Source organism: Nocardiopsis rhodophaea, assembly GCF_039530945.1.
Classification (GTDB): Bacteria; Actinomycetota; Actinomycetes; order Streptosporangiales; family Streptosporangiaceae; genus Nocardiopsis_C; species Nocardiopsis_C rhodophaea.
On sequence record NZ_BAAAPC010000002.1, the window covers coordinates 173660 to 198886 of the forward strand.

Here is a 25227-nt window from a genome sequence, read left to right on the forward strand (position 1 = left end):
CCATGACGGCAAGGTGGCTGCTGTATGAAGCGGTGGGGGGAAGCCTTCTACGACGATGGCGCGCTCTCCGGTGCTGAGGTCTTCGAACAGGCGCAGATCGCCGTCTTCGTGGCCGACCGCTTCAGTCACCTCATGTACTGGAACACCTACGCGCGCGAACTGCTCGGCTTCGCGAACGACCGCGACCTCCTGGGCATCTCCCTCCTCGACATGGGCGTGCACGAGGCCGACCACGAGCGCGCCGCCCAGCTCGCCCGCCGTGTGCTGAAGGGCGAGACGTGGGAGGGCACCTTCGCCGTCCTCCGCTCCGACTCCACCTGGATCCACCTCCGCTCCCACGCGGTGCCGCTGCGCCACAGCTCCGGGTCGATCGAGGGCATCGTCCTCTTCGCCCACGAGGCCATGCGCTACGGGCGGGTTGAGGAGCAGTACGGCCTGCTCGACCGGGTGGGCAGCCGCCTGGCCAGCTCACTGGAATTCGACACGACCGTGAAGGCGGTCGCCGAGATCCTCGTCCCCCAGTTCGCGGACCACTGCTTCGTCGATCTCTTCGACCACGACCGCCTCGTCCGCCGTGTCTCGGTCCACGCCGAGGGCTGGACCCCGCCTCCGAACACCTGGTTCGACGTCGGTGAAGAGGTCCGATATCCGGATCGGCACTTTGTCTACGAGGCGATGCGGACCCTGCAGACCCAGGTCGTCACCGACCGCGTGCACCCCGTCGACGTCGCTGGAGAGCGCTCGACCCAGGTCTCCGAACAGGTGGGGGTGACATCGGCGATCGCGGCGCCGCTGCGCGCCCGCGGTGAACTGCTGGGCGTGCTCACCCTCGCCCTGTCCCACCTGTCCCCCCGCGAGAAGACGAGCTACGGGGGCTTCGACCGCGACCTGGTCGGCGCCATCGCGTCGCGGGTCGCGCTCGCCATCGACAACGCCCGGCTGTTCGAAGAGGAGCGCAGCACCGCGCTGGCGTTCCAGAACAGCCTGCTGCCCAGCTCCTTCCCGCAGTTCGACGGCCTGTCGATCGCGCACCGCTACGTCCCGGCCAAGCCGTTGGAGGCCCACGGCCACGGCGTCCAGACCCAGGTCGGCGGCGACTTCTACGACGTCATCCCGCTGTCGGCGGGACGGGTCGGGCTGGTCGTCGGCGACGTTGAGGGCCGCGGCCCGCACGCCGCCGCGGTCATGGGCCAGCTGCGCGCCGCCCTGCGCGCCTTCGCCCAGGCCGACCGCGAGCCCGCCGACATCCTGCGGGAGCTCGACGAGTGGGTGCGCCGCCTCGGTCGCCCGGACGGCGATGGCGGCACCTGGGTGCCCAGCGTCAGCTGCCTCTACATGGTCTACGACGCATGGTCGCGGTCGCTGTCGTACGCGAACGCCGGACACCAGGCGCCGCTGCTCATCAGTGACGGGCAGGTGTCGGAGCTCGCCCTCGAAGTCTCCGACACGCTGCTGGGCGTCAAGCACAAGGGCGTCCCCTTCGACGACGCCATCTACCACCAGGCCGACGTGACCCTGCCCCCCGGCGCCACCCTGCTGCTCTACACCGACGGGTTGGTCGACCGCCGTCCGCTGGGCGGCACGGTCAACCTGCACCGGTCGCTGGCCCAGCTGGTGGAGGGTGTGCGCGCGGTCGCGGAGAAGGGCGTCGAGCAGATCGCGGAGGCCGCCGTCACGGCGGTTCCGGGGGAGATGGACGACGACACCGCCCTGCTCGTGGTCCGCTCTCACCCTGAGGAACTGGCGATCCAGGAGGGCTGGTTCGTCGCGGAACCCGCCACGGTCGGCGAGGCCCGCCACATGGCCTCCAGCACCTTCCGCAGCTGGGGGATGGACCGCGATCAGGCCGAACTGGCGTGCCTGCTCGTGTCGGAGATCGTCACCAACGTCGTCATCCACGCGACGCCGACGCCGGTCCAGCGGGAGTTCACGACGGACGGCGTCAAGGATTCCGAACTTCCCTTCGCTCCTGGTAGCGCGATGGGCCTCGACGACTTCGACGAGGACTGGTCGGATCTGCTGGAGGAGGTCCAGGAGGCCGAGGCGTCGGCCGCGGCGGAGGAGGACGACGAGCGCCGCCGCTTCCTTCTGCGCCTGCGCCGGGGAGCGTCGTCGGTCTGGGTCGAGGTGTTCGACCACGACCTGCGCCTGCCCCGGATCCGCAGCGCGGGCGCCGACGACGAGGGCGGCAGAGGCCTGTACCTCGTCGACCAGCTGGCATCCAGATGGGGATCGCGTCCCACGCCCGATGGCAAGGCCGTGTGGTTCGAAATCCCGCTGAAGGGCGAATGACGCCAGGAGCTGATCCGTGGTGCCGTGCGGCTGGCTGATGGTCCGATGATCCGCGAGTGGCCTCAGCGCCAGGACCAGGCCCACAGCAGCAGACAAAGAAACACGAAGAACACGACGATCCCACCAGTCGTCCAGGGGATGTGAACTCGGGGGCGGAGCTTGCGCACGCCGAGGACGAGGAGGATGACCAGGAGACCGAGGACGATCAAGCCGTCCCACGCGCCGCTCGCCGCAGCTGCGACTGCCATGCGATGTGACCCTTTCGCCGAGACCCGTCGGGAGGCGGCTACAGGCCGAGCGAGCGCCCCACGATCTCCTTCATGATCTCGGTGGTTCCTCCGAAGATCGACTGGATTCGGGCGTCTTGCCAGGCTTTCGCCACCGGGTACTCCATCATGTACCCATACCCGCCGTGCAACTGCAGGCACCGGTCCATGACTTTGTTGGCCAGCTCGGTGGTCCACCACTTGGCCTTGGCCGCGTCCTCGATCGTCAGCTCACCGCGGTTGTGCAGCGCGATGGCGCGGTCGACGTAGGTGCGCGCGATGTCCACCTCGGTGGACAGCTCAGCCAGGACGAAGCGGGTGTTCTGGAACTTGCTGATGGGGCGTCCGAACGCGGTCCGCTCCTTGCAGTACTCGATCGTGGCCTGGAGCACGAACTCGGCGCCGGCCACCGCCGCCACGGCGATCGACAGGCGCTCCTGCGGCAGGTTGTTCATCAGGTGGATGAACCCCTGGTTCTCTTCCCCGATGAGGTTGGCGGCAGGGACGCGCACGTCGCTGAAGAACAGCTCGGCGGTGTCCTGCGCCTTCAGGCCGATCTTGTCCAGGTTGCGCCCCCGGTCGAAGCCGGGCATGCCGCGCTCGACGGCGATGAGCGAGGTCCCGTGCGCGCCGCCGTCCTCGCTGGTGCGGGCCACCAGGATCACCAGGTCGCAGTTGATCCCGTTGGTGATGAACGTCTTCTGGCCGTTGACGATGTAGTCGTCCCCGTCGCGGACCGCGGTGGTCTGGATGCCCTGCAGGTCGCTGCCCGCCCCGGGTTCGGTCATGGCGATCGCGGTGATCAGTTCGCCGCTGCAGAAGCCGGGCAGCCAGCGCTGCTTCTGCTCCTCGGTGGTCAGCCCGACCATGTAGGGCGCCATCACGTCGTTCTGCAGGGTGAAGCCGAGGCCGGTGGCGTGCGCGCGGCAGATCTCCTCGCTGACGACGGCGTTGAACCGGTAGTCGTTCGTTCCGGAGCCGCCGTACTCCTCCGGGACACCGAGGCCGAGGATTCCGACCTTTCCGGCCTTCTCCCACACCTCGCGGGGGACGATCCCCTCCTTCTCCCACTCGGCGTGGAAGGGGGTCACCTCACGTTCGAGGAACTCCGCCACCGATTCGCGGAACAGGTCGTGCTCGGTGTCGAAGAGTTCCCTCTGCATGGACTCGCTCCTTCACTCGCGCCGGTGCGGCGAAACGGGGGCACTGGGACCGTGGGCTCTACGGTAACCGAATCGTGTTCGGTTTTACAGGGGCCGGGTCCGTGTAGAGCTATGACGCGGCGGAGCGGTGGCGGTGTCGTGAGCGACCGGGGTCTGGGCCGGGCGCCGACCGAACCGCGCCCGCGGGGAGTATGCGGAGGGCAAATACGAGGTGTCGCTCCCGCCGCGCCCACGCTGGTGAAGCGTAAGGTCAGGCTGCGGATTCGATGCTGGACGGGGGATCAGCATGCAGGCACGGGCCGCGGATCTTCGCGAGCGCAGGGAGGGCGGACGACGTCCCGCCGTCCTCGTCATCATGGGGGCGCTCCTCCTGACGGTGCTGCTCGCCGCCCTGGACCAGACCATCGTCTCGACGGCGCTGCCGACGATCGTCTCCGACCTGGGCGGCCTCAACCACCTCTCCTGGGTGGTCACCGCCTACCTGCTCGCAGTCACCGCGAGCACACCGTTGTGGGGGAAGCTCGGCGACCAGTTCGGCCGGAAGTGGGTCTTCCTCGGCTGCATCGCGATCTTCCTGGCGGGCTCGGCGCTGGCCGGGATCTCCGCGACCATGCTCCAACTCATCTGCTTCCGCGCTCTGCAGGGCATCGGCGGCGGGGGCCTGATGGTGTTGGCCTCGGCGATCATCGGCGATATCGTCTCGCCGCGCGAGCGCGGCCGCTACCAGGGACTCTTCGGCGCCGCCTTCGGGCTGTCGAGCGTCGCCGGGCCGCTGATCGGCGGCCTGTTCGTCGACCACTTCACCTGGCGCTGGGTGTTCTACGTCAACATCCCGCTCGGATTCCTCGCCTTCGTGGCTGTGCTGTTCGTCCTGCCCGCCAGCGCCTCCGCGCGCGAGCGGCACCGCATCGACTATCTCGGGACCGCGCTGGTCGCCGCGGCGGCCGTGTGTGTCACGCTGCTGGCGTCCTGGGGCGGGAGCACCTACGCCTGGACCTCCCCGGTCACCATCGGCCTGGGTGTGGCGGCGGTGGTCCTCGGGGTGCTGTGGTGGCGGAGCGCGAAGCGCGCGGCCGAGCCGGTGCTGCCGCTGCGCCTGTTCTCCTCCCCGGTGATCCGCGTCGGCATGGCGATCAGCTTCTGCGTCGGCTTCGCGATGATGGGATCGATGGCGTTCCTGCCGCTGTTCCTCCAAGTCGTCCACGGCTACTCGCCGACAGCGTCGGGGCTGTCACTGCTGCCCATGGTCCTGGGCATGCTGATCACGTCGATCGGCAGCGGGATTCTGGTGACCAAGACCGGGCGGTACAAGGTCTTCCCGATTCTGGGCGGCGCCGTCCTCACGGTCGCCCTGGCCCTGCTCTCCCTCCTCGGCCCGGACACGAGCCTTCTGGAGATGGGGGCGTACTTCCTGCTCCTCGGCCTGGGGTTAGGACTGGCCATGCAGGTGATCGTGACGGCCACCCAGAACGCCGCCGAATACCGCGACCTGGGGGTGGCCACGTCCTCCGCCACCTTCGCCCGGTCGATCGGCGGGGCGTTCGGCACTTCGGTGTTCGGCGCGGTGTTCTCCGGACAGCTGGCCGGCAACCTGCGGGAGCGCGCGGCCGAGATCACCCTGCCGCCGGGCGTCACCTTCGAGTCGATCGAGGGGAACCCCCAGGTGGTGGACCAGCTTGCGCCCTCCGTCCAGGCGGGCTTCCTCACCGCCTACGCCGACGCGATCGACATCGTCTTCCTCGCCGCGGTGCCCGTTGCCCTCCTCGCGTTCGTCTTGGCGCTCATGCTGAAGGAGATTCCGCTGCGCACCACGGTGGCCTCCCCCGACCTGGACGAGGCGGTGGCACCGGTGTGGACCTGCCGGGAACCGCTCGACCGGGTGGAGCGGGCCGTGTACCACGTCGCCGACGAGCAGGGCGCGCGCAAGATCTACGCCGACCTGGCGCGCGCCGCCGGGCTCGACCTCTCGCCGGGCAGCTGCTGGGTCCTGACCCACCTGGCCTGCACCGGTCCGATCACCCCCGAGGAGCTGGCGCGGCTCGCGCACTGCCCGCCCGGCGTCACCGAGGAGGTCCACGACGAGCTGCGGCTGGCCCGACTGCTACGCGAGGAGGGTGGCCCCGCCTGGGAACTGAACGCGCGCGGAAGGGACGCCGCCCGGAGGCTGTATGACGCGCAGCGCACGGTCCTGCGCGCGATGCTGGAGGAGTACGCGGCACAGGAATACACCGAGCTGGTCGCCCTGCTGGAGGAACTGACGCGGGACACGCTGGGTGACGAGCATGACGCCGGCCTCGTCCGCGATCCGGTGCCCCACCGACCCCTGTGAGAAGGGGCTGGCGTTTCGGGTGATCAGCTGAACAGTGCCCCGCCCCCTTGCCAGGGGAGCGAAACCGAATATGGTTCGGTCAAGACGTACATCCGAGGTCCCTCCAGGAGGACACCGTGGCTGATGCATTCATCGTCGGGGCCGTTCGTACACCAGTAGGCACCAAGAAGGGCGCGCTCGCGGGCGTCCACCCGGCCGACATGGGGGCGCATGTCCTCAAGGAGCTCGTGAACCGCACCGGAGTCGACCCGGCGGCGGTCGAGGACGTGATCATGGGCTGCGTCAGCCAGGTCGGGCCGCAGGCGCTCGACCTCGCGCGCACCGCCTGGCTCTCGGCCGGGCTTCCCGAGACGACCGCGGGTGTGACCATCGACCGCCAGTGCGGCTCGTCCCAGCAGGCCGTTCACTTCGCCGCGCAGGGCGTCATGTCCGGCACCCAGGACCTGGTGGTGGCGTCCGGGGTGGAGAACATGGGCATGGTGCCGATGGGCGCCAACGTGCAGTTCGCCATCGACAACGGGCTCCAGCTCTTCGGGGAGGGCTGGCTGGAGCGCTACGGGACGCAGGAGATCTCGCAGTTCCGCGGCGCGCAGCTGATGTGTGAGAAGTGGGGGTACAAGCGCGACGAGCTGGAGCGGTTCGCGCTGGAGAGCCACCGGCGGGCCGCCGCCGCCCGCGATGCCGGGCACTTCGACGCCGAGATCGCGCCGATCGGCGGGGTGACCCACGACGAGGGCGTCCGCCCCGACACCACCCTGGAGAAGATGGCCGAACTCCAGGTGCTGCGCGAGGGCTGGGAGCTGACCGCGGCCGTCGCCAGCCAGATCTCGATCGGCGCGGGCGCCCTGCTCATCGCTTCGGAGCGCGCGGTGGAACAGCACGGGCTCGCCCCGATGGCCCGCATCGTCCAGCTCGCCCTTCAAGGGGACGACCCCGTCTACATGCTCACCGCGCCGATCCCGGCCACCCGGGTCGCCCTGGACAAGGCCGGTCTGGGCATCGACGACATCGACGTCACCGAAATCAACGAGGCGTTCGCCCCGGTGCCGATGGCGTGGACGCAGGAGCTAGGCGCCGACCCGGCCCGGGTCAACCCCAACGGCGGCGCGATCGCCCTGGGGCACCCGCTGGGCGCCACCGGTTCGATCCTCATGACCAAGCTGGTCCACGAGCTGCGCCGCACCGGCGGGCGCTACGGCCTGCAGACCATGTGCGAGGGCGGAGGCCAGGCCAACGTCACCATCGTCGAGCGGGTCTGACAGAACGACGAACCCCAGCAGGTTCGGACCCCTCCCCGTTGATCTCGGCGATATCGACCGAATAATCGCCGACATTCGGTCGATATCGCCGAGATCAACGGGGGAAGCGGGTCAGGCCGGTTTCGGTCCGTCGGCGATGCCGTCCTCCAGGCCCAGCCACGCCGCCATCCGCTCCAGCTCGGCCCCCAGCTCCTCGTTGGTGTCCGGTGGAGCGTGGTCCTCCAACGTCGTGCGCCGCACCCGGAGCAGACCGGCCTTGCGGTCGGCCTTGAGGTCGACGCGGGCGACCAGCCGGTCCCCGAGCAGGAACGGCAGCACGTAATACCCGTGCACGCGCTTGGCGGCGGGGACGTAGATCTCCAGCCGGTAGCGGAATCCGAAGAGCGCCTCGGTGCGGTCGCGCTCCCAGACCAGCGAGTCGAACGGGCTGAGCAGGGCGCGGGCGTCGACGCGGCGCGGAACGCGGGCGTCGCGGTGCAGGTAGGCGGGGCGCTGCCAGCCCTCGACGCTGACCGGAACCAGCTCTCCGGCGCTGACGAGGTCGTTCAGGGCGGCTCGGGCCGGGGCGGATTTGAGGCGGAAGTAGTCGCGCAGGCACGGTTCGGTGGCGACGCCGTGCGCGCGGGCCGCGATGGCCATCAGCTCGCGCCGGGCGCCGTCAGGGTCGGGGTCGGGCGCGTTCCACACCTCGGCCGGGAGTACCCGTTCGGGCAGGTCGTAGCGGCGTTCGAACTGCTTGGTGCGGCCGTTGGCGGTGACCTCACCGCACCAGAAGAGATATTCCAGTGCCTGCTTGACCAGCGACCAGTTCCATCCCCAGTGCTCCTTGGCGCGCGGGGCGTCGTGCTCCAGGACCGCCTCGACCTCCCGCGAGGTCGCCGGGCCGATCCGCTCCACTTCCGCGCGTACCGACTTCGCGAGCTCGGGGTGGCTTTCGGCGATCCTGCGCATGGGTCCCCACGCCTCCTCGCGGGCGCGGCGCATCCGCCAGCGCAGCAGCCGATGGGTGGAGGGAGGGATGAGGCTGGCCTCGTGCGCCCAGTACTCCACGAGCCGCCCTCCCCGCCGCGTGCTCGCGTGGTCCAGCAGCCCGCGGTCGTAGTCGCCGAGGCGCGCGAACACGGGCAGGTACTGGCTCCGGGACAGCACGTTCACACTGTCGATCTGGATGACCCCGACCCGGTCGATCACCCTCTGCAGGTGTCGCGCCGTCACGGCCCCCGACGGCCGCCGATCGGCGAACCCCTGCGCGGCCAACGCGATCCGGCGCGCTTGGGGGAGGGAGAGGGCGGAGTCACGCCGGGGGTGCGGCGCGGGGGGAGATTCGCACATGCGTACTAACGTACTGGCGGTGATCGTCGCGTGCCACCTGTGGTCCTGAGACCGGTGGCCACCGGGGGGATCGGGTCTGCCGGGCGGCCCGAACGTCGGACTGTGGGCCGCTGCGCGTCGGGTATGTCCGGCTTGCCACACGTTCCCGGCGATGATCATGGGAACGATCCCGGTTTTGCCTTGTATGTCGGGATTATTGCCATGATCATCGCCGGAGGAGCCTCCCGGCCAAGGCCGCTCAGCAGACGCGGGTTCCGCGCCCCGCCGCATGCCGCGGTGATCACGGCGACAAGAACCAGGAGAATCGCCGTGACCATCGCGGGGCGCCGGTGCCGGGTCAGCCCATCTTGCGGTGCACATCCTCCTTCACCGTGGGGCCGGGGGTAGCGGGGGCGATCAGGGGGCCGGGGACAGAGGGGTCGAGGATGCCCTCCTCCATCCACGTGTACTGGTCGTTCAGCACACGGCGGGCGAGCTTGCCGTCGATGGTGTCGGTGTTGGACCACAGATCGTTGAAGAGCCGATCGATGCGCAGGCGCGACTGGTGGCAGAAGGTGTCGGCCAGCTCGTGGGCCCCCTGCCTGCGCTCGGGGCGCTCCTGGCCGTCGCTGTGGGCGCGGAGCACGACCGCGGACATGGCGAACAGCTCCGCGCCGATGTCGACGACGCGGGACAGGAAGCCCTCCTTGGTCTGCATCCCTCCTTGCCAGCGCGACATGCCGTAGAAGGTGGAGCGGGCGAGCTTGCGCGCGCTGCGCTCGACGAACCGCAGATGTCCGGCGAGCGGCCCGAACTCGGTGAAGGAGGACGGGTTGTGTCCCTGGCCGACGATCAGCGTGGGGAACCAGGTGGCGTAGAAGCCGCTGGCGCGGGCGAAGGCCTTGGCCTTGGCCGCGTTGTCCGCGTCGGGGTCGATGATGTCCCCGGCCACGGACAGGTGGGCGTCGACCGCCTCGCGGGCGATGAACAGGTGCATGATCTCCGTGGAGCCCTCGAAGATCCGGTTGATGCGCAGGTCGCGGAGCATCTGCTCGGCGGGGATGCCGCGTTCGCCGCGCGCGGCCAGCGAATCCGCGGTCTCGAAGCCGCGCCCGCCCCGGACCTGCACGAGTTCGTCGGCGACCTTGTAGGCCATCTCCGAGGCCCAGAGCTTGGCGATGGCGGCTTCGAGGCGGATGTCGTTCCGCTCGTCGTCGGCGAGCTGCGAGGCCAGGTCGACCATGGACTCCATGGCATACGTCGTGGCCGCGATGAAGGAGATCTTCTTGGCGACCTCCTCGTGCTCGCCGACCGGCCGCCCCCACTGCACGCGCTCGCGCGCCCACTCGCGGGCGATCTTGGTGCACCACTTGCCCGCGGAGACGCACATCGCCGGCAGGGAAAGCCGACCGGTGTTGAGCGTGGTCAGAGCGATCTTCAGGCCCTGGCCCTCCTCGCCGATGCGGTGAGCCGCGGGCACGCGTACCTGGTGGAAGCGGGTCACGCCGTTCTCCAGGCCCTTCAGGCCCATGAACCGGTTACGGTTCTCCACGGTGATGCCCTCGGAGTCGCCCTCCACGACGAACGCCGTGATACCGCCGCGGTGCCCCTCGCTCTTCGGGACGCGGGCCATGACCACGAGGAGGTCGGCGACCACGCCGTTGGTGGTCCAGAGCTTGACGCCGTCGAGGAGGTAGGCCTCGCCGTCCTCGGTGGGGGTGGCGGTGGCGCGCAGCCGGGCCGGGTCGCTGCCGACGTCGGGTTCGGTCAGCAGAAAGGCGCTGATGTCGCTGGTGGCGCAGCGTGGCAGGAACCGCTGCTTCTGCTCCTCGGTGCCGAACATCTTGATCGGCTGCGGCACCCCGATCGACTGGTGGGCCGACAGAAGCGCGCCGATGGCGGGGGAGACCGACCCGACGAGGGTGAGGGCGCGGTTGTAGTACACCTGGCTCAGCCCGAGCCCGCCGTAGGCCTGGGGGATCTTCATGCCGAGCGCGCCGAGCTCCTTCAGGCCTCGCATGACCTCGTCGGGGATGCACTCCTCGCGTTCGATGCGCTGGGCGTCGATGGTCTCGCAGTACTTGCGCAGCCGGGCGAGGAACTCCTCGCCGGTGCGCTCCGCGGCGACGTCCGGCCGCGGGTAGGGGTGGACGAGGTCGAGGCGCAGGCGACCGAGGTACAGCTCCTTGCCGAAACTCGGGCGGCGCCATTCCTTTTCTCGCGCGGCCTCGGCGACCGCGCGGGCCTGCCGTTCGTCCACGCGCTCGGGGCCGACATCAGGATTCACCGCGGTCATACGGGGATCACCTCATCACGGGGGAGCCACGCGCAACGGACCCGGCGAGCGGTGGTGCGGGCTCGGTGCGCGGTGGTGCCGGGTATGTGTGCGTCTGTCTGCGTCGTCCCACGTGCTGTTCACGTGGCGTGTGCCACGTTATTACCCGCCAGTAGTCGGGCTGAAGCATCCTGTCGCGGCGTTCTCGCGTGCGAGTCGGTGCGGGTTCGCGGACTCGTTCCGCCCCTGACCCCGTCGGCCCCCCTGACCCCGTCGGCCCCCTTACCCCGTTTCCCCGCTCCTGTCCGCGCGGGGCGGGGCCGCGGCTCACGGTGCCGTGTCGTCGTGTCGGAGCGGAAGCCGCACCGTCACCGTGGTGCCCGCTCCGGGCTCCGACGTGATGTCGACGTCCCCGTCGTGCGCGGAGGCGATGGCGTGCACGATCGACAGCCCCAGCCCGCTGCCGCCGCCCGGCTCCCGGGTGCCCCGGTAGAAGCGGTCGAAGGCGCGCCGCAGGTCTTCCTCACCCATCCCCGGACCCTCATCGCTCACCTCAAGTACGGCGATGCCTTCGGCGTCCCTGCTCTCCAGCCGTACCGCGGCCGGTGTTCCCGCGGGCGTGTGCTCGCGGATGTTGGCCAGCAGGTTCGCCACGACCTGGCGGATGCGCGGCTCGTCCACATCGCACCACAGCTCCTCGGGGACCTCCAGCGAGATCGCGCGCTCGGGCTCCAGCGTGCGCGCGTCGTCGACCATGTCGCGGACTGCCAACGCGAGGTCGGCGCGGCCCAGGTGCAGGGAGCCGACCCGGTCCAGCCGGGCCAACTCCAGCAGCTCGGCGACCAGACGACTCATCCGCTCCGCCTCGTTCTCTATGCGGCGCATGGCGTCGGGCAGCTCCTCGGAAGGGATCGCCCCCTGCCGATAGAGCTCGGAGTAGCCGAGGATGGTCGTCAGCGGAGTGCGCAGCTCGTGCGAGGCGTCGGCGGCGAACGCGCGGACGCGCTGCTCCGAGGCGCGCTGGGCGTCGAAGGCGTGTTCCAGGCGGCGCAGCATCGTGTTGATCGCGCCGGCCAGCCGCCCGGCCTCGCTGGAGGACTCCGACCCCGGCATTCGGGCGGACAGGTCGGAGCCGGTACTGATGCGGTCGGCGGTCGTCGCCATATGGCTGAGCGGTTCCAAACCGCGGATGATCAGCCAGCGTCCGGCCAGAGTGAGGACCGTCAGCAGCAGGAGCACGGTGATCAGCTGGGTCAGCACCAGCTGCCAGGAGTACTCCTCGCGGTCGTTGGTGGGTACTCCGGTGACCAAAATCGATCCGGTCCGCAGCCGCGCGGTCGCCCGGTGCGGGGGAACGGACGCGTTACCGCCCTCCAACTGGAAGATCTCGCCGTCGCGGGCGCGGGCGGTGAGCTCCTCCAAGGGGAGCGCCGCGATGCGGTCCAGGACGACGTCCTCGCGCATGGCGTCGCCGAACACCTGCTGGACATCGCCGGTGCGGGGGTCGAGCAGCACCACGATGTAGGGGGATGAGCTGGGTGCGTCCACTCCCACGGGCGGGATGTCGTTGTCCAACCGCACCATGGCGCGCTCGGCGGCGAGCACGAGCTGGGCGTCGAGTCGCTCGGTGATGAACGTCCGCAGGGTGAGGAAGCCGACGACGCAGGTGAGGAGCAGACCGGTACCGGTGACGCTGAGCAGTCCGATGAGGAGCCGCGCTCGCAGCGATCGGCCGGGCACTCCGTGCAGCATCTGGTTGGGTCCGTGCTCCTGCTTGTCCGGTGTCGGTAGGCGGTGGGCGGGGCGGGTTGGCGGGTCGTTCGCGGCCGACGGTCGCTCGTGCCCGGTCTAGCGCTCCGGTCCTGCCTGGTCGTCCCGCGTGCGCGGACCGGTGCCATCCCCTGTGTCAGCGTCGGACACCGGCCGTCCCTCGCCACCGCCATCGAGATCGGGCGCGTCCGGTGCCGTTTCCCTCCGGTCCGCCTCGCGGTCGGCGGAGGCGTACACCTCCGCCTTGGGCACGCGGATCGAGTACCCGACGCCGCGCTTGGTGTGGATGAGGGCCGGGCCCAGCGGGTCGAGCTTGCGCCGCAGGTAGCTCACGTACGTCTCGACGATCTGGGACTGACCCGCGTAGTCCCATCCCCAGACGTTCTCCAACAGCTGCGCGCGGGTCAGGATCCGCCCGGCGTGGTTCATCATGTAGGCGAGCAGGCGGAACTCGGTGGGCGACAGCTCGACGGGCACACCGGCCCGGCGCACGCCCCACGTGCGCTCGTTGAGTTCGAGGTCGGCCACGCGCAGCACCCCGTGCTCGTCGCGGGTCGCCTCGGTCAGGGCGGTCTCCTCGCGTCGGGTGCGCCGCAGCATCGCGTGGATCCGGGCGATGAGGGCCTCCACGGAGAAGGGCTTGGTGACATAGTCGTCACCGCCGAGGGACAGTCCGGTGACGGTGTCGGAGGGGGTGTCGCGGGCGGTCAGGTAGATCACCGGGACGTTGTCGCCGGCGTGGCGCAGCCGCTGGCAGATCTCGAAGCCGCTGATGTCGGGGAGCATGATGTCGAGCAGAATGAGGTCGGGGTGCCGCTCGCGTGCCAGGGCGAGTCCGTCGCCGCCGGTCCCGGCGGTACTCACACTGAAGTTGTGGAAGCGCAGTGCGGCTTGTACGAGTTCGCGGATGTTGGGCTCGTCGTCGATCACGAGCACGTGGGGGTGTGTCGTGGCCTCGATCATGTGTCACCTCGGAGATGGGGCCCAATGCCCCAGCGGATTCCGTCCCCATGATGCCGTAGAGCGGCGACGCCTTCGGTGGGACACATGCGTCACGCTGGGCAATCTCCCGATTTCATGGCGCGAATCCGCGGGATCTTGTGAACCTGGAGGCCGCGCCGGACATCACATCTGACGTGGCGGACCGCGGTTCGTGCGCGTGCCGGGGTACGTGCGGAGAGGTCTCGGTGTGGAGGACGGCCACACCGAGACCTCGTTCCACTGTTTCGGCACTGTCCACGGGTTCCGTGCACCGCCGTCGGACGCCTCCGCGCGGGCGCGAGGGGCGCTAGCCTGGCGGTGTGCGAATTGCTACGTGGAACGTGAACAGCATCCGGGCGCGAGCCGAACGGGTCGCCGCCTGGATCGAGCGCAGCGATGTCGACATCGTCGCCATCCAGGAAACGAAGTGCCGCGACGACCAGTTCCCGGCGACCGTCTTCGCCGACCTCGGCTACGAAGTCGCCCACCACGGGCTGTCGCAGTGGAACGGCGTCGCGATCGCCTCCCGCGTCGGGTTGGACGAGGTGCGGATCGGTTTCCCCGAGCAGCCGGGGTGGGGCGACCCCGCCGCCGCGGAGGCCCGCGCCATCGGCGCGACCTGCAACGGCGTCGAGGTATGGAGCCTGTACGTGCCGAACGGGCGCGAGATCGACGACCCGCACTACATCTACAAGCTGAACTGGCTGGAGAGGCTGCGCGCCTACGGCGCGGCGCGGTTGGCCGAGCGGCCCGACGCGCGGATCGCGCTCTGCGGTGACTTCAACGTGGCCCCGCAGGACGACGACGTGTGGGACATGGCGGAGTTCGAGGGCAAGACGCACGTGACCAAGGCCGAGCGCGAGGCGTTCGCGGCGCTCGTCGACGCCGGATTCGCCGAGGTCGTCCGCCCCTACGCCCCCGGTCCGGGTGTCTACACCTTCTGGGATTACCAGGGGCTGTCCTTCCCCAAGAAGAAGGGCATGCGCATCGACTTCGCGCTCCTGTCCCCGGCGCTGGCCGGACGGGTGTCCGGCGCGAAGATCGACCGCGAGGAGCGCAAGGGCAAGGGGGCGTCCGACCACGCACCGGTGATCGTCGACCTCGACGGCCTCTCCGACGCCTAGGGAGCCCACAGGGGCCGAGCGCGCGAACAGGCGCCCCCGTTCGCGGCGGTGCCGCGCTCCGTCACGGCTTCGCCCTCTGAGTGCGGGCGGAGCCGGACCGCGCGCCAGCTCCGGGGCCGGTTCCACCCGCGGGGCGGTACGTCCGCTTCCTCCTGCGCCACGTCAACTCCTGCCGTTCCACCGCCGACGTCGCGGTCCCTCCGCCCCCGTTGACCTTTGCGACCAGCGGGAACGGAGGGGCGCGGCGGAAACCGACATCGCGCGTGCACAGCCCGGGAGGAAAGCGCTGCCGGGGGCGAGAAGTGCGCCTGCTCATCCTCGCGTATCCCGACGGCCGGTGCTGTGCGGTATCGCCCTGACCGGCCCGCGTGCCGCGGTCCCTACAGCCGCAGCGGCGACGCGGTCAGGCGGCCGGTAACGTACCTTTCGTGACTGGAGCAGCAGCGCCGCGCATCGCGGTATTCGGCAGCATCAACATGGACCTCGTCGCCTATGTGGACGTGGCCCCGTCCAGCGGGGAGACGGTCAGCGGGACGGCGTTCCGCGAGGTCCCCGGGGGCAAGGGGGCCAACCAGGCCGTCGCGGCGGCGCGGGCGGGGGGCAACGTCTCCTTCCTCGGAGCCGTGGGCGACGACGCGTTCGGCACGCAGCTCCGCAGCAACCTGGTGGAGACCGGGGTCGACGTGTCCGGGCTGCGCACGGAAGAGGGGTCGTCCGGTATCGCGCACATCGTCGTCGAGGACAGCGGGGCCAACCGCATCATCGTGGTGCCCGGCGCTAACGGAACGGTGACCTCCCTGCGCGCGGGTGACGACCGGCAGATCGAGGGTGCGGCCGCGCTGCTGCTGCAGTTGGAGCTGCCGATGGACGGGGTGATCGCGGCGGCCCGCGCCGGACGGGACCTGGGCGTTCCCACCGTCCTCACCCCCGCTCCGGCGCGCGAGCTGCCCGACGGGCTGCTCGACGCCGTCGATCTGCTCGTGCCCAACCAGCACGAGGCCGCCGCCCTCACCGGCGAGGCCGATCCGCGCCGTGCGCTCGATGCGCTGCTTCAGCGGGTCCCGGAAGCGATCATCACGCTGGGTGATGACGGTTCGATCTACGGCCGACGCGGCGCGGATCCCGTCACGGTCCCCGCCTACACGGTGACCCCGGTCGACACGACGGCCGCCGGCGACACGTTCTGCGGCGCGTTCGCCGTGGCTCGGGCTGAGGGGCGCGCTCCGGCCGACGCGCTGAGCTTCGCCTCGGCCGCTTCCGCCCTGTCGGTGCAGCGCCAGGGCGCGGGGACGTCGATGCCCACGCGCGCGGAGATCGACGCGTTCATCGCGGGTTGATCCTGCGGTGGTTCTCCCCTCGTCGGGAAGACCGCCGACCGGAGCGTGGGGGCGAGATCTACGCACGATCGTTCAGTCGCCCACGCGACTGTCGCGCGTCCAGCAGCGGCGGCCCGTGGATCTCATACCGCGATATAGGTGAAAAGGGCCCGGAGCCGGTGATTGCGTGTTGTGTTCATCACACGGCAATGGTGGAAAGCCAGCATCGGGCGGTGATTGCGACGATTCGTCGCTCATGGGGGGCTGTGGGGGATTCGAAGTTTTTCTACAGTTCTGCGGAGGTGTGGCCGCTGAGGCGTAGTTAGCCCGCGGCCGCCAATCGGAACTCCTGGCATCACCCGCGGACCGGTGGGTGCCAGGTGCCCTCCCAACGAGAGAACTAGCGAACCCCCATGAGCGGTGATCACCCAGGGCCGCCCGGCCCATCCCGGAGCGCACGGCGCCGCCAGGAGCGCCGACGCAGGCGCAGGCTGATGCTGGCCTCGGTCGGCCTCGCCGCTGTCGGCTTGGCCGGCGGCGGTGCGGCGTTCTTCAGCGCGAATTCGTCCGCGGAGCCCGAGGTCCAGGTGGACGACCCGCCCGCGCCGACTCAGCCGCCATCGGCGTCCGCGGAGGGCGGCGGGAGCGGCGGAGGCGGCGCCCCGATCGAGGCCTCCGCGAACGCGAGTGCCCAGGTCGACCAGGGGGCCGCGGGCACTGACGGACGATCAGGCGCGGGTACGGCCGGGCGCGCCCCGGACACGCCCCCGAATTCGGGCCCGGAACGGGGGACGTCCGGAGGGGACCGCTCGTCGACCGACGCGGACGGCCCGACACCGAAGAACTCCGAGAAACCAACGGATCGGTCCGAGAAACCACCGAAACGCGATCCCGCTCCCGGCCCCGAGCCTCAGCCCGACCCGAGCCCCGGCCCGCCGGACCCGGATCCCGGGCCCGATCCAGAGCCGTCGGGCGGAGACGACGGGGGACAATAATGGTCCTCTCCCGGACAACACGCACCTAAGTGCGGTATACCGGAATCACCGGTGTGTCGGTCGAGAGGGCGTGAGCCGCTCGACGCGCGTCCGTCTCGACTCCCCTGTCAGGTGATCCCGCGGGTGAGTAGACGCCGACGGCTTGCCAGAGCACGTCCCGTTGGATGTGGCCGAACGCTGGAGACTGTCCGATAGACGACCTGCCGCTTCCGAGGGCCCTGCGGGCCTCGGTGCGCTAGGCGCCTCCCCCCATCGAGAAGTCTGCGATCGATGTCTATGAGCGGTGACCCCCAACTGTCGCGGCGTGCGTTAAGGCGCGAGCGGCGACAGCAGCGGCGAAGGAACAGCATGCGGCTGGCCGGCGCCGGCCTGCTGGCAGTGGTCCTGGTCTTCGCCGGTGCGGCGCTGGCCGCGTTCGACCTTTCCGGCGCGCCTGAGGGGTCGAAGGGCGATGATGCTCCCCGGGATGCCTCGATCTCGGAGCTCCAGGGAAACGACGACGACAGCGCCCCCCTGGAGCCCTCAGTGGACCCCAGCCCCGTCTCGGTCGGCAGCACGACCAAGGAAGAGGGCGAGGACGAGACGGAGGAAGACGAAGACGACACCGAGGAGGAGAGTCCGGAATCGGAGTCCGGTACCGGGCCGGAGGCGTCCGAGCGTGACGCGGTGACGTCTGGCCCCCAGCACCCCAAGGACCCCCAGTCCGATGGGGCGGCCGAGGACCCCGCCCAGTCCTCGAACCCCGAGACCGCCCTCGATCCCGCCCCTGACACCACCTCCGACTCCGGCTCGGATTCCGAACCGGAGCCCGAACCCGAACCGACAAAGGACGATTCCGGCGGCAACGACGACTCCTGTACCGCCTGGTGGCTCTTTTGCTAGGCGGGGTGCCGTTCCTTCCCCATCGCGGAGGCGGCCGGAGCCAGGACGTGGTGGTGGCGTTCGCGGCGGATGTTCGGGGGTGGACCATGGTCGCCCCCGATCGCCGCAGGAACGGACGCCTCTGAGTCCGCGGAGTGGTCGGGGAAAGCACATCGCCGCGGAACAACAGGATGGGGGTGGCCCCGGCAAACGGGGCCACCCCCAACCTGATTCGCGCGGTGGACGTTCCCGGCCCGTGACGGGCACACGTTCATCCGTGCGCGGGCGCAGGAGCGGTTACACCTACATCTGCTCCGGCGCGTGCACACCGAGCACATCGAGTCCTTGGACCAGGGTGCGCAGTGTGGCCGCCGTCAGGGCCAGGCGGGAGGCGCGCAGCTCGCCGTCATCGGCCTTGAGGACCGGGCACTGGTCATAGAACGAGGTGAAGGCCTGGGCGAGGTCGAACAGGTAGGCGCACAGCCGGTGCGGCTCCAGGGTTTCCCCGACCTGCTGGACTGTGGGAGCGAAGCCCAGGAGCGCGAGCGCGAGGTCCCGCTCGGCCGGCTCCGTCACCTTGATCGTGCCCTCAGCGGCTTGCTCCGGCGTCACTCCGCCCTTGCGGAAGATCGAGCGGATACGGGCCTGCGCGTACTGCAGGTACGGGCCGGTGTTGCCGGTCAGCGCGAGCATGCGGTCGAAGTCGAAGACGTACTCGGTGTCGTGCGACACCGACAGGTCCGCGTACTTCACCGCGCCGATGCCGACCTCGCGGGCGATCCGGGCGCGCGTCGCGTCGTCCAGGTCGGGGCGGTTCTCCGCGACGACCTGCGTGGCGCGCTCGACCGCCTCGTCGAGCAGCTCCATCAGGCGGATCGACTTGCCGCTGCGCGTCCGCAGGATCTTGTGGTCCGACCCGAGCACGTTGCCGATCTGCACGTGGGTCGTCTCGACGGTGTCCGGGACCCAGCCCGCCGTGCGGGCGGTGTCCCACACCATCCGGAAGTGCAGGTTCTGCGGCGCTCCGACCACGTACAGGATGCGGTCGGCCTTCAGCTCCTCAACGCGGTACTTGACGGTGGCGAGGTCGGTGGTGGCGTAGCCGTAGCCGCCGTCGCTCTTGCGGATGATGAGCGGTACGGGGTTGCCCTCGCGGCCGGTGTATCCGTCGAGGAACACGCACAGCGCGCCGTCGCTGACCTGGGCCAGGCCCTGGCGCTCCAGCTCGTCGCAGATCTCGGGGAGCATGTCGTTGTAGGTGCTCTCCCCGGCGAGATCGTCGTCGGTGAGGGTGACGCCGAGGGTGGAGTAGACCTTGTTGAAGTAGACCTTCGAGAGGTCGACGAGCTCCCGCCACAGGCGCAGCGTCTCGGTGTCGCCGCCCTGCAGCAGCACCACGCGCTGGCGGGCACGGGTGGCGAACTCCTCGGAGGCGTCGAACTTCGCCTTGGCCGCCTGGTAGAAGGCGTTCGGGTCGGTCTTGAGGAGGTCGGCCTCGGCGGAGTGCTCACCGGCGTCGAGCAGGTGCTCGATGAGCATGCCGAAGGGCGTGCCCCAGTCGCCGATGTGGTTCTGCCGGATGACGTTGTGCCCCAGGAATTCCAGGGTGCGGGCCAGTGCGTCGCCCACGACCGTGGTGCGCAGGTGCCCAACGTGCATCTCCTTGGCGACGTTCGGCGCGGAGTAGTCGATCGGGATGTTCTGCGGCTGCGGCCGCGCGACGCCGAGACGGGGGTCGGTCAGCAGGGCCTGGGTCTGACCGGCGATCCAGTCGTCGCGCAGGGTCAGGTTGATGAAGCCGGGCCCACTGATCTCGACCTCTCGGCAAACGTCGTCGACGTCCAGACGCTCCTCGATAGCGGATGCGACATCGCGCGGCTTTCGGCCCAGTCGTTTGGCGAGCGCCAGCGCGACGTTGGCCTGGTAGTCGGCGAACTGCGAGGGACGGATGACGGGGTCGGTCTCAGCGAACTCAGCACCGAAGGCGGCGCCGAGTGCGGATTGGACCCGTTGCGAGAGAACTTCCTGCGGGTCGGCCATTCCTCAAGCCTACCGACATCCCCTATCCCCCACCGACATGTTGTGATCTGCCGAGATCACGTCCGCCTCGCGGCCCCGCGCTTCCCCCTGCCGCGGGGGCGCCGCGCGGATCCGCGGCGGCTCGGTGCGGCCGAGCGCCGTCGGTGGCGGGCCACCGGTAGGACACTCGACATGGGCCGGGGCGGCGTGCGCGTCACGCGGCTCGATGACATCCCGCGCGACGCGTTCGGCGCCGAGCGCTCAGCACGATTCTCGCCGCATTCCCGCGGCGGCGCGGGGCAAAGGTGTGTCCTCGGGCCGAGGCGGGGAAAGATCGCCGTGGGCGATCACCGGGGGCGATAATCCAGTGACACGAGCGCGTAGGACGGGCAAGTGCGCACGGTTCGGCAAGGCGCTGGCACGCTATCTGCGAGATGTTCTTACCGAGACCCACAGAGCCATGTACGTCCCGGTGGTCTGGTCGCTGGTCGTCGTCGGCGTCGTCGTGGTGGCGGGCCGGTGCTTCTTCCAGGCGGGGATAGGCGAGGGAACCGTTCCCGTGCCCTCCGCCGCGGGGAGTGCTGAGCGGCGGTCCCTGGCACTGCTGGGCCTGAGTACACGGGCGATACCGGACCTGACGACGCCGTGGATGATCTGGTCGGTCGCGGCCGCGTTCACGGTCGCCGTATCCGTCGGGCTCTTCGGGTGGGGGGTAGGCCAGGTCGTCTCTCTCACGCGCGCGGGCACGCGCCCCGACTACGGGCGGCACGTGCTGTCCCTCGCGGCGTGCGCGGCGGTCCTCGCATTCGCTGTCTTCCGGTCGCTGTACGGCGCCGCCGCGAGTATCGGGCCTGCGAGCGCGGACTTTTCGGTCCCTGGGGTTGGCCGCAACATGATGTGGGTGCTCGCCCTGGGCGTGATCGCCGCGGTTCCCTGGATCACGCTCACGTGGATGCTGCACGCGAAGTGCCGTCTGCTCGGCCCCGATGACGGGTCGAGGGCGGTGCCTCCGAAGGATGGCACCGCGCGGTCGAGCCGAACCGGGGGCCCCGAAGAGACCACGCGCACGGGCCCGAACATGGGGAAGGAGCCGGAGGGGGTCTGCGGAGAGAACCTGGCCCTCCCCATCGGCCGACTCAACGACCTCTGGCACCGCATCCGGTTCTGCGTGACGAGCTTCCTGATGCTCGCCATCGCGGCGATCGTCACCACCGGCGCGCTGCGCGGCGTCTACCTGGCGGAACACGAGGGCAGCCACGCCAGGGCACTGGCCTTCCCTGCCGAGAACGTGCTCGCGCTGGGAGCGGCGCTCACCGGGGTCGTTGTCGCGGTCGCCGCACCACTGGTGCACGCCTGGTACTCCACGGCGAGGAGACTGCTCAACGCCGGAGTCCCCGTCCTCCCGGCCGGCGAGGTCGCCTCGACGGAGTGGATCGAGCGTCGACAGCGGCTGGTCCGGTACCTCGGCCTGAACACACCCGAGATCCGCAGCCCACTGAACTACCTCAGCCTGGCGGTCCCGCTGGGTGTAGCCGTGCTGACGGTGGTAATTCCCCAGCTGGTGCCGTGATCCCGGAACGTCGCGTCGGTGGCGGATGCTCCGCCGGGAGCGCTCCACCGGCCAGGTGGTGGCGGTGGACGCGGACGGGCTGGGCGGCGGTCCGACTTTCGTCGGGCCGGTGGGGCTCAGCGATCGCCCTTGGTCCGCTGTGGAACCCCTCCCGCGGGGGATGTGGACGCGGGGGAGGTACGGGAGAGTCAGGGCTGTCCCAGAACCCGTCGACCCTGCCAACGGTGATCGCTCATGGACAGGCTGCTGGATCTGCTCAGCGACATGCACGCCCGCGTACGCCAGGTCGTGTGGTTGCACTACTTCACCTGGTTTGTCCGGATCATGCTCGCGTTGGCGTTCCTGCCCTCGGGGTTCAAGAAGGTCATCAACGAACGCTTCACCCGGGGCGAAGCAGGCGAGATGAACGTCATGTTCAACGCGCTCTACGACCACTTCGGGGCCCTGTACGTCGTCATCGGCATCTGCCAGCTGACCGCGGCTCTCCTGCTCCTCGTGCCGCGCACCGCCGCGCTCGGGGCGCTGATATACCTGCCGATCAACATCGGCATTGTCGTCATCACCACCTTCCTGGACTTCGGCGTTGGGACCCCGGCGGTCACCAGTCTCATGCTCCTGGGCACGGTCTACCTGCTGTGCTGGGACTGGCACCGGGTGGTGGGGATCGTCTCGCGGCCCGGCCTGCCGCAGCGGTCGGCTCCGTCCGCCACGGCGGAACCGGGGGCGCGGGTATGACCAGGGCGGCCCCGATGCTCATCTATGACGGAAACTGCGGTTTCTGCACGCGCAGTGTCCGCCTCACCGAACGGCTGCCGGTGCGCGTGACACTGACGCCCAGGCAGGAAATCGACCTCGCGGAGGTGGGTGTGGACCAGAGCCGGGCCGAGCGCGAGGTGCTGTGGGTGTCTTGTTCCGGCAGGGTGGCGGGCGGCGCCGACGCCGTCGCCGAACTACTCACGCACGCGCGCGGTGTGTGGCCGCTGGCCGGACACATGATGAAGCTGCCGGTGATCCGGCCGTTGGCGGCGGGCGTGTATCGGGTGGTCGCGTCGCATCGGTACCGCCTGCCGGGCGTCACCCCGGCCTGCCAGCTGCCGCCGGAGCAGCGGCCGGGGCGGTGAGCGTAGGCGGGGCAGCAGCGCCGCGCCGCGGGCGACGGATGTGTCACACGGCCTGGCCCGTGGCGGCCAGCGCGATCTCGCGGATACACACGTTGTGCGGCTGACGGTAGGCATAGAGGATCGCGTCAGCGACGGTGGTCGCGCTGAGTCCGCCCTCCAGGGCCGCCTCGGCCGCCTGGTAGTTCGCGCGAACGTCCGGGTCGGTGATGTGCGAGCTCAGCTCCGTGTCCACGAAGCCGGGGGAGATCACGATGACCCGGACACTGCTGGGCGCGACCTCCGCACGGATGGCCTCGGAAGCGGCATGGACGGCGTGCTTGGTGGCGCTGTACACGGCGCTGCCGGGGAAGGACTTGCGTCCCGCGATGGAGCTGACGTTGACGATCGTGCCGTGCTGGCGTTCCGTCATCCCCGGGAGAACGGCGTGGACACCGTTGAGGAGGCCGCGGATGTTGATGTCGATCATGCGGTCCCACTCATCGGGGTCCTGCGCGGCCGCGGGGTTATTAAGCATCACCCCCGCGTTGTTGACCAGCACGTCGGCGGGGCCGTAGGCGTCCTCGGCCTCCTTGACCGCGGCCATGACGGCGGAGCGGTCGGTAACGTCCACGGCGCGACACATCGCGTTGGGAAGCTCCAGCTGCCGCATCCTTTCCATCCGCCGCGCCAGAAGAAGCAGCGGATGCCCGGAACCGGAGAACGCCCGCGCCGTCGCCGCGCCGATTCCGGAACTCGCCCCCGTGATTACTGTCAGTGATTTCCCCATGTGCGACATGCTATGAACTGCATCTCAGGATTCACAAGAGCGCGTTTCGGAAAGATTCCAACATCATCCCGTCTTCAGGCGTGGATTGTCCGCGCCGCCACGGCAACTACCGCTGAGCAGGTGTTCGGGTCGTTCCACTCCGTTCGGGGCCGCCTCGTAACCGCGTGGCCGTCGTGGCTGTGGCCGCAGCCAGAACCCCCCGAGAACTGTCGCCGCCCCTCTGGCCGTGCCGGGCGAGGGGCGGCGTGGCGTTGTCATGTCGACACGGCGCCGACTCCTCAGCCGTGGCCGTAGTCAAACGTGTAGCGGGTGGACGGCTTGCCCTGGTGGGTGGTGAAGTGGCCCCTCCCGGTCAGGCCGGTGAGCTCATCCGTTCCGGAGCCGGGAACGACCTCGAAGGTGCAGTGCACACTGCTCTCGGCGTCAAATGATCCGCGCTCCTCAAGGACGAAACTTCCCTTGCGGCCGTCAAGCACGCCATTGACGAGTTCGAGGCCGGTGAAAGTCCCCGTCGTCTCGGTCAGGTAGGCGATGGTGTAGGCGCAGGTGGTTGTGGCCGCCTCCATGCCGCCGGAGAAGGTGTTGGTGACGGAGGCGTGGGCCAACTTTGGGCCGTCTTCGAGCTGTCCGATGGTGTGCTCTTCCCAGTTGGCGAAGGTGAATTCGCCGGTCGTTCGTGTGGTCTGCACGGGGTGCTCTCCCTCAACGGCCACGCGGCGGTTCCGCGCGGTAGGCGGTAGATCGTGATCATCACCCTGGTGGCCGTACATGTCATCTGCTGTCATGTACGCGGGGAAAATGGCACTATGCGCGCCGACCGGCTGATGTCCCTGCTACTGCTGCTCCAGACCCGCGGACGCATGACCGCTGCCGAGCTGGCCGAGGAGCTGGAGGTGTCGGTCCGCACGATCCACCGGGACGTCGAAAGCCTCAGCACGGCCGGGATTCCCATCTACGCCGATCGGGGGCCGCTTGGCGGCTTCCGCCTGATGGAGGGCTACCGCACCCGGCTTACCGGTCTCACCGGAGCCGAAGCCGGATCTCTCTTCCTCGCCGGGTTGCCCGCCGCAGCGGCCGACCTGGGTCTCGGCGCCGAACTGACCACGGCGCAGCTGAAGCTCCAAGCCGCTCTCCCCACCGAGCTGGGCGAGCGGGCCAAGCGCATTCAGGAACGATTCCACCTCGACGCGACCGCGTGGTTCCGGGAGGCCGACGCGGTGCCGTGCCTCGCGCAGGTCGCCGAAGCGGTATGGGGGCAGCGTGTTCTCCGCGCTCACTACCGCCGGTGGCGCGGCGAAGTGTGCCGAGACCTGCGTCCGCTCGGCATCGTCCTGAAAGGCGGCATTTGGTACCTGGTGGCTCTGGTCGCGGGAGGAGCGGGAGCCGCATCGGAGGACGCGGTTCGCACGTACCGCGTCTCGCGGTTCATAGCGCTCGACAGCACGGAAGAGCCGTTCGAGCGGCCGACGGGATTCGACCTGGCCGCCTACTGGGAGGAGTCATCCCAACGGCTCGAAGCGATGCACCGGCAGGGAACCGCCATCCTTCGCGTCTCTCCGCGCGCCCTGCGCCTGCTGCCCATGCAGTTCGGTGCGGTGGGCCGACAGGCCGTGGAGACTTCCGGGCCGCCCGATGCCGACGGCTGGGTGCGGGTGGAAATGCCCGTCGAAAGCCAGCCGGTGGCCGTGTCCGACCTTCTCCGCCTGGGCACTGAAGCAGAGGTGCTCGGCCCACCAGAACTGCGCGATGCCCTCACGCGGGCGGTGGGCGTGCTGGCGCGCCGCTATGGGGTGTCGTAGGTCGTCCGGG

18 protein-coding genes and 1 pseudogene are annotated in these 25227 nt (G+C 69.8%); 10 read left to right on the top strand and 9 right to left on the bottom strand.

Going from position 1 to position 25227, the window contains the following annotated elements; all coding sequences use genetic code 11:
- Window positions 1-24: 24 nt before the first annotated feature.
- The gene (locus tag ABD259_RS02680) at window positions 25-2292 is read left to right on the top strand and encodes an ATP-binding SpoIIE family protein phosphatase (RefSeq protein ID WP_344159945.1); all 2268 of its coding nucleotides are present in this window, start codon (window positions 25-27) and stop codon (window positions 2290-2292) included.
- A gap of 62 nt (window positions 2293-2354) precedes the next feature.
- On the opposite strand, the gene ABD259_RS02685 is transcribed toward ABD259_RS02680, so the two are convergent.
- A complete protein-coding gene (locus tag ABD259_RS02685; RefSeq protein WP_017620257.1) occupies window positions 2355-2540 on the bottom strand; it encodes a hypothetical protein in 186 nt (61 codons plus the stop codon).
- Between the two features lie 38 nt (window positions 2541-2578).
- Complete coding sequence (locus ABD259_RS02690) at window positions 2579-3721, bottom strand: acyl-CoA dehydrogenase family protein (RefSeq protein WP_344099354.1); 1143 nt, start codon at window positions 3719-3721, stop codon at window positions 2579-2581.
- A gap of 286 nt (window positions 3722-4007) precedes the next feature.
- Here ABD259_RS02690 and ABD259_RS02695 point away from each other — a divergent pair, with 286 nt between their 5' ends.
- Together ABD259_RS02695 and ABD259_RS02700 are read left to right on the top strand one after the other, a co-directional pair.
- Window positions 4008-6050, top strand: a complete 2043-nt coding sequence (locus ABD259_RS02695) for an MDR family MFS transporter (RefSeq protein ID WP_344159948.1) — start codon at window positions 4008-4010, stop codon at window positions 6048-6050.
- A gap of 116 nt (window positions 6051-6166) precedes the next feature.
- Window positions 6167-7309 carry an acetyl-CoA C-acetyltransferase gene (locus tag ABD259_RS02700; RefSeq protein ID WP_344159951.1) on the top strand — a complete coding sequence of 381 codons (1143 nt, stop codon included), beginning with the start codon at window positions 6167-6169 and terminating at the stop codon, window positions 7307-7309.
- A 111-nt stretch (window positions 7310-7420) separates the two neighbouring features.
- On the opposite strand, the gene ABD259_RS02705 is transcribed toward ABD259_RS02700, so the two are convergent.
- The 4 genes and pseudogenes from ABD259_RS02705 to ABD259_RS02720 form a co-directional block, all read right to left on the bottom strand.
- Entirely contained in the window at window positions 7421-8641 is a 1221-nt protein-coding gene (locus ABD259_RS02705) for a winged helix-turn-helix domain-containing protein (RefSeq protein WP_344159954.1), read from the bottom strand.
- Between the two features lie 337 nt (window positions 8642-8978).
- On the bottom strand, window positions 8979-10916 hold the full coding sequence (locus ABD259_RS02710; RefSeq protein WP_344159956.1) for an acyl-CoA dehydrogenase family protein: 1938 nt from the start codon (window positions 10914-10916) through the stop codon (window positions 8979-8981).
- 306 nt (window positions 10917-11222) lie between these two features.
- Window positions 11223-12647, bottom strand: a complete 1425-nt coding sequence (locus tag ABD259_RS02715; protein ID WP_344099344.1) for a sensor histidine kinase — start codon at window positions 12645-12647, stop codon at window positions 11223-11225.
- A 264-nt stretch (window positions 12648-12911) separates the two neighbouring features.
- Window positions 12912-13628 (bottom strand): annotated as a pseudogene (locus ABD259_RS02720) (response regulator transcription factor); the annotation flags it as partial.
- 338 nt (window positions 13629-13966) lie between these two features.
- Here ABD259_RS02720 and ABD259_RS02725 point away from each other — a divergent pair.
- From ABD259_RS02725 to ABD259_RS02735, 3 genes are all read left to right on the top strand, one after another.
- On the top strand, window positions 13967-14770 hold the full coding sequence (locus ABD259_RS02725) for an exodeoxyribonuclease III (RefSeq protein WP_344159959.1): 804 nt from the start codon (window positions 13967-13969) through the stop codon (window positions 14768-14770).
- Between the two features lie 428 nt (window positions 14771-15198).
- Complete coding sequence (gene rbsK, locus ABD259_RS02730) at window positions 15199-16107, top strand: ribokinase (protein ID WP_344159962.1); 909 nt, start codon at window positions 15199-15201, stop codon at window positions 16105-16107.
- Window positions 16108-17429: 1322 nt separating this feature from the next.
- Window positions 17430-17963 carry a hypothetical protein gene (locus ABD259_RS02735; protein WP_344099331.1) on the top strand — a complete coding sequence of 178 codons (534 nt, stop codon included), beginning with the start codon at window positions 17430-17432 and terminating at the stop codon, window positions 17961-17963.
- Between the two features lie 282 nt (window positions 17964-18245).
- On the opposite strand, the gene argS is transcribed toward ABD259_RS02735, so the two are convergent.
- The gene (gene argS, locus ABD259_RS02740; RefSeq protein ID WP_344159964.1) at window positions 18246-19982 is read right to left on the bottom strand and encodes an arginine--tRNA ligase; all 1737 of its coding nucleotides are present in this window, start codon (window positions 19980-19982) and stop codon (window positions 18246-18248) included.
- A gap of 439 nt (window positions 19983-20421) precedes the next feature.
- On the opposite strand from argS, the gene ABD259_RS02745 reads away from it, so the two are divergent.
- From ABD259_RS02745 to ABD259_RS02755, 3 genes are all read left to right on the top strand, one after another.
- On the top strand, window positions 20422-21531 hold the full coding sequence (locus ABD259_RS02745; RefSeq protein ID WP_344159966.1) for a hypothetical protein: 1110 nt from the start codon (window positions 20422-20424) through the stop codon (window positions 21529-21531).
- Window positions 21532-21765: 234 nt separating this feature from the next.
- A complete protein-coding gene (locus ABD259_RS02750) occupies window positions 21766-22266 on the top strand; it encodes a DoxX family membrane protein (protein WP_344159968.1) in 501 nt (166 codons plus the stop codon).
- Window positions 22263-22652, top strand: a complete 390-nt coding sequence (locus ABD259_RS02755; protein ID WP_344159971.1) for a thiol-disulfide oxidoreductase DCC family protein — start codon at window positions 22263-22265, stop codon at window positions 22650-22652. The genes ABD259_RS02750 and ABD259_RS02755 overlap by 4 nt, the downstream gene beginning before the upstream one ends.
- Window positions 22653-22695: 43 nt before the next feature.
- On the opposite strand, the gene ABD259_RS02760 is transcribed toward ABD259_RS02755, so the two are convergent.
- Together ABD259_RS02760 and ABD259_RS02765 are read right to left on the bottom strand one after the other, a co-directional pair.
- Entirely contained in the window at window positions 22696-23418 is a 723-nt protein-coding gene (locus ABD259_RS02760; RefSeq protein ID WP_344159974.1) for an SDR family oxidoreductase, read from the bottom strand.
- Window positions 23419-23696: 278 nt separating this feature from the next.
- A complete protein-coding gene (locus ABD259_RS02765) occupies window positions 23697-24107 on the bottom strand; it encodes a DUF3224 domain-containing protein (protein WP_344099318.1) in 411 nt (136 codons plus the stop codon).
- 117 nt (window positions 24108-24224) lie between these two features.
- Between ABD259_RS02765 and ABD259_RS02770 the strand changes: the two genes are divergently transcribed.
- The gene (locus ABD259_RS02770) at window positions 24225-25217 is read left to right on the top strand and encodes a helix-turn-helix transcriptional regulator (protein WP_344160180.1); all 993 of its coding nucleotides are present in this window, start codon (window positions 24225-24227) and stop codon (window positions 25215-25217) included.
- The last annotated feature ends 10 nt before the right edge of the window (window positions 25218-25227 follow it).

Excerpts from the sequence above, each read along its gene's own strand:
- ABD259_RS02680 (WP_344159945.1), top strand. The coding sequence starts at position 25 with ATGAAGCGGTGGGGGGAAGCCTTCTACGACGATGGCGCGCTCTCCGGT.
- ABD259_RS02685 (WP_017620257.1), bottom strand. The coding sequence starts at position 2,540 with ATGGCAGTCGCAGCTGCGGCGAGCGGCGCGTGGGACGGCTTGATCGTC.
- ABD259_RS02690 (WP_344099354.1), bottom strand. The coding sequence starts at position 3,721 with ATGCAGAGGGAACTCTTCGACACCGAGCACGACCTGTTCCGCGAATCG.
- ABD259_RS02695 (WP_344159948.1), top strand. The coding sequence starts at position 4,008 with ATGCAGGCACGGGCCGCGGATCTTCGCGAGCGCAGGGAGGGCGGACGA.
- ABD259_RS02705 (WP_344159954.1), bottom strand. The coding sequence starts at position 8,641 with ATGTGCGAATCTCCCCCCGCGCCGCACCCCCGGCGTGACTCCGCCCTC.
- ABD259_RS02710 (WP_344159956.1), bottom strand. The coding sequence starts at position 10,916 with ATGACCGCGGTGAATCCTGATGTCGGCCCCGAGCGCGTGGACGAACGG.
- ABD259_RS02715 (WP_344099344.1), bottom strand. The coding sequence starts at position 12,647 with ATGCTGCACGGAGTGCCCGGCCGATCGCTGCGAGCGCGGCTCCTCATC.
- ABD259_RS02735 (WP_344099331.1), top strand. The coding sequence starts at position 17,430 with ATGCGGCTGGCCGGCGCCGGCCTGCTGGCAGTGGTCCTGGTCTTCGCC.
- argS (WP_344159964.1), bottom strand. The coding sequence starts at position 19,982 with ATGGCCGACCCGCAGGAAGTTCTCTCGCAACGGGTCCAATCCGCACTC.
- ABD259_RS02745 (WP_344159966.1), top strand. The coding sequence starts at position 20,422 with ATGTACGTCCCGGTGGTCTGGTCGCTGGTCGTCGTCGGCGTCGTCGTG.
- ABD259_RS02750 (WP_344159968.1), top strand. The coding sequence starts at position 21,766 with ATGGACAGGCTGCTGGATCTGCTCAGCGACATGCACGCCCGCGTACGC.
- ABD259_RS02755 (WP_344159971.1), top strand. The coding sequence starts at position 22,263 with ATGACCAGGGCGGCCCCGATGCTCATCTATGACGGAAACTGCGGTTTC.
- ABD259_RS02760 (WP_344159974.1), bottom strand. The coding sequence starts at position 23,418 with ATGGGGAAATCACTGACAGTAATCACGGGGGCGAGTTCCGGAATCGGC.
- ABD259_RS02770 (WP_344160180.1), top strand. The coding sequence starts at position 24,225 with ATGCGCGCCGACCGGCTGATGTCCCTGCTACTGCTGCTCCAGACCCGC.